The 10778-nt window shown below is 65.3% G+C and carries 12 protein-coding genes; 6 read left to right on the top strand and 6 right to left on the bottom strand.

The window, feature by feature from the left end:
* Positions 1–47 precede the first annotated feature (47 nt).
* Both M5G11_RS16485 and M5G11_RS16480 read right to left on the bottom strand, forming a co-directional pair.
* Complete coding sequence (locus tag M5G11_RS16485) at positions 48–1145, bottom strand: alkene reductase (protein WP_273910535.1); 1098 nt, start codon at positions 1143–1145, stop codon at positions 48–50.
* A 17-nt stretch (positions 1146–1162) separates the two neighbouring features.
* Positions 1163–1582, bottom strand: coding sequence for a VOC family protein (locus tag M5G11_RS16480; protein ID WP_273910537.1), 420 nt, complete (start codon positions 1580–1582; stop codon positions 1163–1165).
* Positions 1583–1686: 104 nt separating this feature from the next.
* On the opposite strand from M5G11_RS16480, the gene M5G11_RS16475 reads away from it, so the two are divergent.
* Positions 1687–2601: a LysR family transcriptional regulator gene (locus tag M5G11_RS16475; protein WP_273910538.1), complete on the top strand. Its 915-nt coding sequence runs from the start codon at positions 1687–1689 to the stop codon at positions 2599–2601.
* A gap of 83 nt (positions 2602–2684) precedes the next feature.
* On the opposite strand, the gene M5G11_RS16470 is transcribed toward M5G11_RS16475, so the two are convergent.
* Positions 2685–2951, bottom strand: a complete 267-nt coding sequence (locus M5G11_RS16470; RefSeq protein WP_273910539.1) for a DUF2790 domain-containing protein — start codon at positions 2949–2951, stop codon at positions 2685–2687.
* Positions 2952–3115: 164 nt separating this feature from the next.
* Here M5G11_RS16470 and pdxR point away from each other — a divergent pair, with 164 nt between their 5' ends.
* The gene (gene pdxR, locus M5G11_RS16465; protein ID WP_273910540.1) at positions 3116–4546 is read left to right on the top strand and encodes a MocR-like pyridoxine biosynthesis transcription factor PdxR; all 1431 of its coding nucleotides are present in this window, start codon (positions 3116–3118) and stop codon (positions 4544–4546) included.
* On the opposite strand, the gene M5G11_RS16460 is transcribed toward pdxR, so the two are convergent.
* Positions 4539–5750 carry a CynX/NimT family MFS transporter gene (locus M5G11_RS16460; protein ID WP_273910541.1) on the bottom strand — a complete coding sequence of 404 codons (1212 nt, stop codon included), beginning with the start codon at positions 5748–5750 and terminating at the stop codon, positions 4539–4541. The genes pdxR and M5G11_RS16460 overlap by 8 nt on opposite strands.
* A gap of 206 nt (positions 5751–5956) precedes the next feature.
* On the opposite strand from M5G11_RS16460, the gene M5G11_RS16455 reads away from it, so the two are divergent.
* Positions 5957–6394, top strand: coding sequence for a carboxymuconolactone decarboxylase family protein (locus tag M5G11_RS16455; protein WP_273910543.1), 438 nt, complete (start codon positions 5957–5959; stop codon positions 6392–6394).
* Positions 6395–6513: 119 nt separating this feature from the next.
* Here the strand turns inward: M5G11_RS16455 and M5G11_RS16450 are convergent, their stop codons facing one another.
* Positions 6514–7527 carry an AraC family transcriptional regulator gene (locus M5G11_RS16450; protein WP_273910544.1) on the bottom strand — a complete coding sequence of 338 codons (1014 nt, stop codon included), beginning with the start codon at positions 7525–7527 and terminating at the stop codon, positions 6514–6516.
* Between the two features lie 177 nt (positions 7528–7704).
* Between M5G11_RS16450 and M5G11_RS16445 the strand changes: the two genes are divergently transcribed.
* From M5G11_RS16445 to M5G11_RS16435, 3 genes are read left to right on the top strand one after another with little or no spacing between them, the layout of a single operon-like run.
* A complete protein-coding gene (locus M5G11_RS16445) occupies positions 7705–8889 on the top strand; it encodes an acetyl-CoA C-acyltransferase family protein (RefSeq protein ID WP_273910545.1) in 1185 nt (394 codons plus the stop codon).
* A gap of 11 nt (positions 8890–8900) precedes the next feature.
* Positions 8901–9749 carry a 3-hydroxybutyryl-CoA dehydrogenase gene (locus M5G11_RS16440; protein ID WP_273910546.1) on the top strand — a complete coding sequence of 283 codons (849 nt, stop codon included), beginning with the start codon at positions 8901–8903 and terminating at the stop codon, positions 9747–9749.
* Positions 9750–9758: 9 nt separating this feature from the next.
* Positions 9759–10364, top strand: a complete 606-nt coding sequence (locus tag M5G11_RS16435) for a TetR/AcrR family transcriptional regulator (RefSeq protein ID WP_273910547.1) — start codon at positions 9759–9761, stop codon at positions 10362–10364.
* A 6-nt stretch (positions 10365–10370) separates the two neighbouring features.
* Here the strand turns inward: M5G11_RS16435 and M5G11_RS16430 are convergent, their stop codons facing one another.
* Entirely contained in the window at positions 10371–10748 is a 378-nt protein-coding gene (locus M5G11_RS16430) for a response regulator (protein WP_273910548.1), read from the bottom strand.
* Between the last annotated feature and the right edge of the window lie 30 nt (positions 10749–10778).

Genomic DNA, 10778 nt, shown 5'->3' with positions numbered 1-10778 from the left:
GCAAGACGGTATCTACAGAAGCGGCGTACACACCCGCGCCCGCACACTCACTGATAGGCCGGATAGTTGCTGTAGCCCAGCTCAGTGCCCCCGAACAACTGGCTGCCATCGAAGTCCGCCATTGGCCAACCATTTTTCAGCCGCGCCGGGAAGTCAGGATTGGCAACAAAGGGACGGCCAAAGGCAACCAGGTCCACCAGGCCGGCATCAAGCAGCGCCTGGCCGCGTTCAAGGGTGTAGCGCCCGGCAACAATGATCGCGCCACTGAAATCACGACGCAGTTGATGACGGAACGGCTCGGGGATTTGCGGGGCGTCATCCCAATCAGCTTCGGCCAGGTGCAGGTAGGCAATGCCCAAAGCATCCAGCGCCTTGGCGGCCTGCAAAATGGTCGGGATCACATCCGGGCAATCCATGCCACGCGCAGTGATGTAAGGCGCCAGGCGCACGCCGGTACGGTGCGCGCCGATCTCCCCGGCCACCGCACTGGCAACCGCCAGCAGGAAGCGAATGCGGTTCTCACGGCTGCCACCATAGGCATCGTCACGGGTGTTCGAGGTGGTCCGCAAGAACTGGTCGATCAGGTAACCGTTGCCTGCGTGGATCTCGACGCCATCAAACCCCGCCTCCCGCGCATGACGCGCCGCGATGCGGTAATCCTCGACCACCGCAAGGATGTCCGATTCGCTGAGGGCACGCGGCGCGCTCACTTCCACCATGCGCCCGACACCATCATCGCCCACCACCCAGACCTGGGCATCGGCGCGCAACGCCGAGGGCGCTACAGGCTGGGAATCAGCGTGAAAACTGGCATGCGACATGCGCCCGACGTGCCACAGCTGCAAGAAGATCCGCCCACCCTGGGCATGCACGGCATCGGTCACCTGGCGCCACCCTGCCACCTGCTCGGCGCTGTAGACGCCCGGGGTGAAACTGTAGCCCTTGCCTTGCGGGCTGATCTGCGTCGCTTCGCTGACGATCAGCCCGGCGCTGGCACGTTGGGCGTAGTAGGTCGCCATGCCGGCATTGGGCACATCGCCCGGCTGGGTGCTGCGCGAGCGGGTCATCGGGGCCATGACGATGCGGTTGGCCAGCTCAAGCGGTCCAAGGTTGAAAGCAGTAAACAGCGATGTCGGGGTAGTCATGAGTGGGCTTCCTGAAGTCAAACGGGGGCGTGAGTGGTGTGCTGGTAGTCGTGGGTGATGCTGATGCCCTGGTTGTCGAGCGGGCTGTCCAGTTCCAGGACCAGGCCACCGGGCAAATTGACGAAGATCTGGCAGACCCGCTCTTCGGGCACCACCGCGACCTGGTACGCCAGGCCACTGGCACGTACCCGCGCCAGCACGGCAGATGCCGGCTGGGCAGTGCGCAGTGCCAGGTGGCTGAATTGGGTGTCGGTCTGTTCATCGCGCTGGATCAGGTGCACCAGCGCCTGGTCGCCCTGGTACAGCCATTGCCCCGGGAACGGGAATGGCGGGCGGAACCCCGGCGCGATGCCAAGCAGGGTTTGCAGCGACGCCTGCAAAGTGGAGTTGCCGGGGGTGCTGAAGGCTAGGTGATCGAACTGGAAATCAAGTGACATGATGAACACCTCGATGGGCGCTGAACGGGTGACACCATGATCATTTATTGCCTATTCGTGATAAACAGGCCTGAATGGATAAGACTTATTAGGATTACTTACAAATGAGCACCCTCGACGACCTGCACGTCCTGGTCAGAGCCGCCGACACTGGCAGCCTCTCGGCCGCCGCGCGCACCCTGGATATCAGCCCGGCGGCTGCCAGCCTTGCGCTCAAGCGCCTGGAGTCACGCCTGGGTGCACGCTTGTTCGCCCGCTCCACGCGCCAGCAGCGCCTGACGGTCGAGGGTGAGCGTTACCTGGAGGCGGCACGGGTGGCATTGGCGGCGCTGGAAGAAGGCGAACGCGCCATCCGTGGCGGCCAGGGCGGCCTGGCCGGGGTGTTGCAGCTGGCGGCACCGTCGGACTTCGGCCGCAGCGTGTTGCTCGGCTGGCTGGATGAGCTGCGCGAAATGCACCCGCACCTGCAATTGCATCTGCTGCTCAATGACCGCGCCAACGACCTGTTCCGCGAGCAGGTCGATGTCGCGCTGCGCTTTGGCGTGCCGGTGGACTCCAGCCTGGTGGCCTTGCCGGTGCTGGAAGCGCATCACCGGGTGCTCTGCGCCAGCCCCGCGTACCTCGCCCGAAGGGGTGTGCCGGCCTCGCCCGAGGCCCTGGCCGAACACCAGGCCATCATCTATCAGCGCCATGGCCGCCCGTACGACCTGTGGCGCTTTACCCGGGGCACGCGTGTCTGTGAAGTGAAGGTAAAAGGCGACTACCGCTGCGACGATGGCGAGGTGGCCAGGCGCTGGGCGCTGGCAGGCCACGGCATCGTCTACAAGGCCTGGCTCGATGTGGTCAGCGATGTGCGTGCCGGGCGTCTATGCCAGGTGCTGGAGGACTGGCAGGGCGAACACGCGCCGGTCTACCTGATGTGCCCGCATCGGGTACAGGTAAGTGAGCGGGTCAGGATTGTCCAGGCGTTCCTGCGTGAGCGCTGTGCTGCCTTGGTCTCAGGCCACGCCCACGGCTAAGCGTCGGGCAAACGCGAAAACCTCGCTGGCAACCTCAAGGCCCGCGAGCTGCGTTTGAACGATGACGACAGGAAGAGGATGGGTCAATGCTGGTTGTCGCAACCTTCGGCGACTTTCAGGTACTGCAAGTCATGCTGCACGCCGGCGTGATCGTTGTAGATCATGTGGGCCTTCACTACGCCACAATCCGGGGTGCTGGGCTCGCTCATCGACACCACTTTCTTGATGTCCAGGCGCGTGCCGTAGCTGTACTCCTGTGCCTGCACCGGTGTCGTGGCTTGCGGTTGGGTCTGGGCCTGTGCACTGGCGGCGACCAGAACGGCAAGGCCAAGCACAAAACGAAACTTCATGACGATTCTCCTGCAAAGAGGAAGGCACGCCGGCCTGCCGGCGAACCCGACAGGTACCAGTGTGAGCCTTTGCCCAGCACCGTGGTGGCCGGGAGACCAACGGCACTGCGTAGCGATTTCGGTTAACCTGCGCAGGCGCCCGCCCTACTCGGAACTGCTCCCGCATGGAACTCCACATCAGCCTGCAAGGCCGCAAAGGCCTGGCCGATCAGCTTTACCGCCAGTTGCGCGAAGGCATCGACAGCGGCCACCTGGCGGCCGGCACCCAACTGCCGCCCACGCGCCTGCTGGCCGAGCAACTGGGGGTGTCGCGCAAGACCGTGGCCGAGGCCTATTCGCGCCTGACCTACGACAACCTGCTCAGCGGCCAGGTCGGCAAAGGTACCTTCATCACCCCGCATGCGCTCACCCCGCCCAAGGCTCGGGCACTGCCGGACTTGGCCAGCGAGCCAATCCTGGCGAAATGGCGGGCACGGGCCATGCCCCTGGCCCGCCCGCCCCATGCCACCGCACGCTACGACTTCATTGGCGGTGCCAGCAGCAAGGGCCAGTTCCCGTTTGACGAGTGGCGCAGTTGCACCCAGCACGCCCTGCGCCAGAGCCGCAGCAGCAATGGCCGCTACAGCCACCCGCAAGGCTTGCCGCCACTGCGTGAAGCGATTGCCCGGCATATCGCCTTCAGCCGTGGTGTGCATTGCAGCGCCGCCGACGTGGTGGTGTGCAATGGCGCCCAGCAGGCGCTCGACCTGATTGCCCGCGTGCTGATCGAGCCGGGCTGTCGCGTGGCCATGGAAGACCCCGGCTACAGCCCTGCCCGCCAGTTGTTCCTGTCCCTCGGGGCGCAGGTGCAGGCGGTGCCGGTGGATGGTGAAGGCCTGTGCGTGGCGCAAATCGCCGACGGTACGCGGCTGATCTACGTGACGCCCTCGCACCAGTTTCCGCTCGGCATGCCGATGAGCCTGGCGCGTCGCCAGGCCTTGTTGGCGCGGGCAAGCGCGCTAGGCGCGATCATCATCGAGGACGACTACGACAGCGAGTTCCGCTACGAAGGCCGCCCGACCGACGCCCTGCAAAGCCTGGACAGCGAAGGCCTGGTGGCCTACGTCGGGACCTTCTCGAAAACCCTGCTGCCCGAGTTGCGCCTGGGTTACGCCATCGTCCCGCCGGTGCTGCTGGAGGCGGTGTGCGTGGCCAAGCAACTGACTGACTGGCACACCGCGTCACTGAGCCAGTGGACCCTGGCGCGGTTCATGGACGAGGGGCATCTGCTGCGCCATATCCGCCGCTGCCATGCTGTTTACGCAACGCGCCGCGAACGCATCCTGGCCCGCCTGCAGGGCGACCTGAGCCCATGGTTCAGCGCCGTCCCGGCCACGGCCGGCTATCACCTCAGCGCCCTGGCCAAGGGCCCGCTGGATATCGACTTCCTGATCAGCCTGGCGCGCAAGGTCGAGGTCGGCCTGTATTCGCTGGCGCCCTTCCATGCCGAAGTCCCGGTACAAGCGGGCTTGCTGCTGGGGTTCGGGGCCATCGAGCTGCTGGATATCGACCCGGCGCTGGACCGGGTGCGCGACACCTTGCAGACCCTTACCTGACGGCGCCGTCCGGCACTCCCGGCGACGGGCCTGCCATGGCCTCGGCATAGCCGTCGGGGGCGAAGCGCCAGGTCACCAGCAGCATCAGCAGCACGGTCAGGGTCAGCAGCAGCCAGGAGGCCTGGAAGTCACCGGTGATGTCCCGCAGCCAGCCGGCCAGGTACGGCACGATACCGGTGATGATGAAACCGATGCCCTGCACGAACGCCGCCAGGCTGCCGGCGGCTGGGCTCTTGAGGTGTTCGATGGTCAGGGTGAGGCTCAGGCTGAAGCAGGCACCCAGGCCGAAACCGATCAAGGCGACCCACAGGCCCGCTGAGAGCGTCGGCGCCAGCAGCAGCCCGACAAAGCCCGCCAGTTGCGTGGCCAGCGCCAGCCACAGGCCGGGGCGTCGGTCGCTGACGCCGCGCAACAGCAGCGGCAGGCCCAATGCGCCAAGCACCTGGAAGATCGTCATCAGCCCCACCAGGCCGCCCCCGCCATGGGCGCTGCCGCCGATCTGCTGATAGTAGGCCGGCAACCAGGCCACCATGCTGGTGTAGCCGCCGTTGATCAGGCCGAAATAGATCGCCAGCAGCCAGGCTCGGCGGCTGCCGAAGAAATGCCCGCTGACCCCGCCGCGTCCGCTGGCGGCCTCCAGCCGGGGCCGCACGATCAGGCAAAACAGCAAGGCCAGCAACGCCGGCACCAGCCAGATACCCAGTCCGGCCTGCCAGCGCGAGAAGCCCTCGGCGACCCGCGAACCGAGCACGGCCGCAAGGCCCCCGCCGCTCATCAATGCCGCCGAGTAGATACCCATCGCCATGGCCAGGCGCTGCGCGAACCAGCGGTTGACCAGGCCTGGCATCAACGCCTGGACAAACGCCACGCCCAGCCCGGCGACCACTGCGCTGGCAATCAGCGCCGTGCTGCTGTCCAGGTACAGCCGCCAGGTGCAGGCCAGGGCAATCGCCCCCAGGCCACCGAGCAAGGCGTTGCGCTCGCTCACCCAGCGGCGCAGCCAGGGTTGCAGCAGCGGCACCAGCCCCATGCACAACACCGGCAAGGCGGTGAGCAAGGCGGCTTGCTGGTAGCCGATGCCGGTGCTGTGGCGAATGTCTTCGAGCAAGGGGCCAATGCTGGTGAGGATCGGGCGCAGGTTCAGCGCGACGGCGACCATGAGCAACAGCAAGGTCAGGCTGCGGGTAGTGCGTGGGTACGGCATGGGTGGCGCTCGATAACGGCAGTGCGGCGATTATCCCGAGCGCGGTCACTATCTAAAAATTAAATGATTGGATGGCTTGTAGTTGGCTTGTGAATACCCGCTGATTGGCCTCCTGACAAAGCACCGGATTGGCTATTCGAGGGTTGCCGGGGCGGCGGTAAGGTAGCGCCATTCCCGCATAACGCGAACTGCACTGGAGCACGAAGATGAGCAACCGTATCGAATGGGCCAAGCATGCACCCGAGGCCTACAAGGCGATGGTCGGCCTGGAGATGGCACTGGGCAAGTCCGGGCTGGAGAACTCGTTGCTGGAGCTGGTGCGCCTGCGCGCGTCGCAGATCAATGGCTGTGCGTATTGCGTGAACATGCATGCCAATGATGCGCGCCAGGCCGGGGAAACCGAGGCGCGTTTGCAGACGCTGGTGGCATGGCAAGAGACCGCGTACTTCACCCCGCGTGAGCGCGCGGCGCTGGCCTGGGTCGAGAGCCTGACCCTGCTGCCGGAACAGCATGCACCGCAGCATCAGTACGAAGCGCTGCTGGTGCATTTCAGCGAGGCTGAGGTGGTGAACCTGACCCTGGCGATTGCCACGATCAATGCCTGGAACCGCTTTGGCGTCGGGTTCGCGATGGTCCCGGCCTGAACATCCAGGCCTGGGCCTAACCTGTGGGAGCCGGCCTTGCCGGCGAATCTTTTGGGGGCGCTACGCGCCCCATCGCCGGCAACGCCGGCTCCCACAAAGCAAAGCGCGGGGGGCTGGGGTCAGTTACCTCCTGCCAAGCGCAACCGATAACTCCCCGGACTCTCCCCTGTCCACTTCTTGAACGCCCGGTGAAACGCACTCGGCTCCTGGAACCCGGTCTGCTCGGCGATCTGCGCCACACTCAGCTCGGTCCCGCGCAAACACTCGAATGCCATCGCCCGCCGCACTTCATCCTTGATCTGCTGGAACGAGCAACCCTCGCGCTCCAACTGCCGGCGAAAACTGCTCGGGCTCAACCCCTCACGCTCAGCCATCGCCAACAACGTCGGCCACTGCCCATACAAGCGCCCACGCAAATGCCGGTACACCCGCGCCGCCAAACCGTTCTGGTTGCGGTAACGCACCACCAGCCACTGCGGCGCACTGCGCAAAAAGGTCTTCAAGCCCCCCAAATCCTGCACCACCGGCAAGCGCAGGTAGTCCGCAGCAAACTCCACCTCGGTTCGCCCACTGCCCACCTGCAGGTTCGGCCCCCACAGCAAGGCATCGTCCTCCAGCGGCGGGCGCGCATCGCGCAGCTCGGTGCGGTCGATGGCAATGCGCCGGCCACCCAGCCAGCACAACAGGCTGACCACCAGCACCAGCAAGGTCTCTTCGGCATAAACCCGCGCCAGCGGATCGTCGATCTGCGATTGCAGGCTGATCACCGCGCGCTGGCCGCGCACCGTCAAACTGCCGCGTAAATCACGCAGGAACAACCCGAAATTGCCCAAGCACTGGCGCAGCGCCTTTTCCAGGTTCGGCTCCTGGATCAACCCACGGCAGATCAGGGCAAAACTGCCCAGCGGCATGCCATGGCTGTCGAGGTTGAAAAATTCGTCATTCAGCGCCTCAATGAGGATCAGCCACAAACGCGCAAACGCCTTGGCCGGCACCCGCGCGCCCGCCTGGCCCATCAGCGCCGGGTCGATCCCGGCCTGGCGCAACAGGGCGTGCGCCCGCTCAGGCTGATGGCGCAAGCCATGGAGCATGGTATGGACGAAATAAATCGCGACCGAATCGTTGTCCCGCATCAGGTTTTCCGCAGTAACCGCAAGGTATGGCAAAAACAGTCAATCGGGCTGGACAGTTAAGGCATAGGCCGGCGCACGGCCTTTGCCTAGACTCAGGCCCATCCCGGACGTGGCCCGGGCGCCATTCTGGCAGAGCCGCACCGCGCCCCGCCACGCTTTCGCACTCTGGAGTCGACCATGAACAACAATGATATCTACGTAGTCAGCGCCGTACGCTCGGCCATCGGCACCTTCGGCGGCGCCCTCAAGGACCTGCCACTGGCCGACCTCGCCACCCAGGTCACCCGCGCCGCCCTCGAACGCTCCGGCCTCAAGGCCGAGCAGATCGGCCACGTGGTGATGGGCAACGTGATCCCCACCGAACCCCGCGACGCCTACCTGGCCCGGGTGGCCGCCATGAACGCCGGCATCCCCAAGGAAACCCCGGCCTTCAACGTCAACCGCCTGTGCGGCTCGGGCCTGCAAGCCATTGTCTCGGCAGCGCAGAGCCTGCTGCTGGGTGACGCCGAAGCGGTGATTGCCGGTGGCGCCGAATCCATGAGCCGTGGCCCGTACCTGCTGCCACAAGCCCGTTGGGGCGCGCGCATGGGTGACCTGCAAGGCGTCGACTACATGCTCGGTATCCTCCACGACCCGTTCGCCGGCTTCCACATGGGCATCACCGCGGAAAACGTCGCCGAGAAAAACGGCATCACCCGGCAGATGCAGGATGAAGTCGCGATCACCAGCCAGCAACGCGCGGCCCGCGCCATCGCCGAAGGCCGTTTCGACAGCCAGATCGTCACCATTGAAATCCCAGGCCGCAAAGGCCCGGTGCAGTTCAAGGTCGACGAGCACGTGCGCGCTGACGTCAGCATCGAACAACTGGCCAGCATGAAAGCCGTGTTCAAGAAAGACGGCACGGTCACCGCCGGCAATGCCAGCGGCCTGAACGATGGCGCCGGTGCACTGGTGCTGGCCACCGGTGCAATGGTCCAGCGCGAAGGCCTCAAACCCCTGGCCCGCCTGGTGGCCTACGCCCACGCCGGCGTCGAGCCGGAGCTGATGGGCCTGGGCCCGGTGCCGGCTACCCGCAAAGTACTGGAAAAGGCCGGCCTTACCGTCGCCGACCTGGACGTCATCGAATCCAACGAAGCCTTTGCCGCACAAGCCTGCGCCGTGTCCCGCGAGCTGGGCTTCGACCCTGAAAAGGTCAACCCGAACGGCTCGGGCATCTCGCTGGGCCACCCGGTTGGCGCCACCGGGGCGATCATCGCCACCAAGGCCATCCATGAACTGCAACGCATCCAGGGCCGCTACGCCCTGGCGACCATGTGCATCGGCGGTGGCCAAGGCATTGCCATCGTCTTCGAACGCGTCTGAGGAAGTTGAACGTGAGCATTGAAAACATCGCCGTGATCGGCGCCGGCACCATGGGCAACGGGATCGCCCAGGTATGCGCCGTGGCCGGTTACTCGGTCACCCTGATCGACGTCTCCGACGCCGCCCTGGAGCGTGGCCTGGCCACCCTGCGCAAGAACCTCGAACGCCAGGTCAGCAAGCAGACCTTCGACGCCGCCCAGGCCGAAGCCGCCGTGGCGCGCATCCGCACCAGCACCGACTACGCGCAGCTGAAAAGTGCGCAACTGGTGATTGAAGCCGCCACCGAAAACCTCGACCTGAAGATCCGTATCCTCCAGCAAGTCGCCGCCAGCGTGACGGACGACTGCGTGATCGCCACCAACACCTCGTCGCTGTCGATCACCCAGCTGGGCGCTGCGGTCAGCCAACCGCAGCGCTTCATCGGCGTGCACTTCTTCAACCCGGTGCCGATGATGGCCCTGGTCGAGATCATCCGTGGCCTGCAAACCAGCGACGCCACCTTCGCCGCTGCCCAGGCCCTGACCGAGCGTGTCGGCAAGACCGCCATCGGCGCGGGCAACCGCCCAGGCTTTGTGGTCAACCGCATCCTGGTGCCGATGATCAACGAGGCGATCATGGTGCTGCAGGAGGGCCTGGCCAGCGCCGAGGACATCGACACCGGCATGCGCCTGGGCTGCAACCAGCCGATCGGCCCGCTGGCCCTGGCCGACCTGATCGGCTTGGACACCCTGCTGGCGATCATCGAGTCGTTCCACGACGGCTTCAACGACAGCAAATACCGCCCTGCCGCGCTGCTCAAGGAAATGGTCGCCGCCGGCTACCTGGGCCGCAAGAGCGGTCGCGGTTTCTTCACCTACTGAGGTAGCAGCATGCCAATGACCTGCGCCGAACGCTGCGCCAATTTCGAGGAACGACGCGACAAAGCGCTCGAGCTCTTCGCAAACAAGGGCTTCGGCCAGGTCAGCATGCGCGAACTGGCCAGCCACCTGGGGCTGACGGCCGGTTCTCTGTATCACCATTTTCCGAGCAAGCAGCACTTGCTGTTCGACCTGATCGAAGAGCTGTTCGAAGAGCTGCTGGCCACCCTCAACCCACCCGCGCGCGCGCGCGGCGCAACCCAGGTACTGGCGACGGTGATTCGCGCGCACTGGACGCTGCACGCCGAACGGCCGCTGCAGTTCCGCCTGGCGGAGCGTGATGTGTGCTGCCTGAGTGACGAGCAGCAAGCGCGTATCGCGGCCTTGCGCCGCGACTATGAAACGCGCCTGCTCAACCTGATCGCCCCCCGAGCGGCGCTGCCAGCGGCCAGCCTGGAAGCCACCGGGCACGTCATCGCCACGCTGCTCAACAGCCTCCCCGGCTGGTTGCAGCAATCGCCCTTGCCCGAGGCGCAGCGCCTGGCATTGATGGAGAACATGTTGCTGGGCGCGATTGAACGCACCCTGGCAACCGGGGTGATCAGTTCCGCTGCCTGAAGCGGGCTATTTCAGCAGTTCCTGGATCTGGTCGCGCAGGCTGTCCAGGTCAAACGGCTTGGCCAGGATCGGCGCCTTGAAGGCAATCGGGCTGCCCGACTCGCGGATCTCGGCCGGGTAGCCGCTGATGAAGATCACCTTCAAGTCCGGGCGCAGCTTCACTGCTGGCTCGGCAATCTGCACCCCGGAAATCCCGCCCGGCAGGCGGAAATCGGTAACGATCAGGTCCAGGTGCGGTTTGCTGGCGAGGATCTTGAACGCCTGTTCGCCATCTTCGGCGACCAACACGTGATAGCCCTCACCGGACAGATAGTCCTTGAGGACCATGCGGATCACCGGCTCGTCTTCGACCACCAGTACTACATCTTGTGCATCTTCGCTCATGCCAATGCCTTAGCTCTATTCACTCGATAG

This window comes from Pseudomonas fontis (assembly GCF_028656955.1).
GTDB lineage: Bacteria > Pseudomonadota > Gammaproteobacteria > Pseudomonadales > Pseudomonadaceae > Aquipseudomonas > Aquipseudomonas fontis.
Note: the sequence above shows the minus strand (reverse complement) of the source record. Positions and strands in the feature narration are given on the sequence as shown.

Coding starts and splice junctions, on each gene's coding strand:
- M5G11_RS16450 (WP_273910544.1), bottom strand. CDS start 7,527: ATGCGGGACAACGATTCGGTCGCGATTTATTTCGTCCATACCATGCTC.
- M5G11_RS16430 (WP_273910548.1), bottom strand. CDS start 10,748: ATGAGCGAAGATGCACAAGATGTAGTACTGGTGGTCGAAGACGAGCCG.
- M5G11_RS16480 (WP_273910537.1), bottom strand. CDS start 1,582: ATGTCACTTGATTTCCAGTTCGATCACCTAGCCTTCAGCACCCCCGGC.
- M5G11_RS16485 (WP_273910535.1), bottom strand. CDS start 1,145: ATGACTACCCCGACATCGCTGTTTACTGCTTTCAACCTTGGACCGCTT.
- M5G11_RS16455 (WP_273910543.1), top strand. CDS start 5,957: ATGAGCAACCGTATCGAATGGGCCAAGCATGCACCCGAGGCCTACAAG.
- M5G11_RS16470 (WP_273910539.1), bottom strand. CDS start 2,951: ATGAAGTTTCGTTTTGTGCTTGGCCTTGCCGTTCTGGTCGCCGCCAGT.
- M5G11_RS16475 (WP_273910538.1), top strand. CDS start 1,687: ATGAGCACCCTCGACGACCTGCACGTCCTGGTCAGAGCCGCCGACACT.
- M5G11_RS16435 (WP_273910547.1), top strand. CDS start 9,759: ATGCCAATGACCTGCGCCGAACGCTGCGCCAATTTCGAGGAACGACGC.
- M5G11_RS16445 (WP_273910545.1), top strand. CDS start 7,705: ATGAACAACAATGATATCTACGTAGTCAGCGCCGTACGCTCGGCCATC.
- pdxR (WP_273910540.1), top strand. CDS start 3,116: ATGGAACTCCACATCAGCCTGCAAGGCCGCAAAGGCCTGGCCGATCAG.
- M5G11_RS16460 (WP_273910541.1), bottom strand. CDS start 5,750: ATGCCGTACCCACGCACTACCCGCAGCCTGACCTTGCTGTTGCTCATG.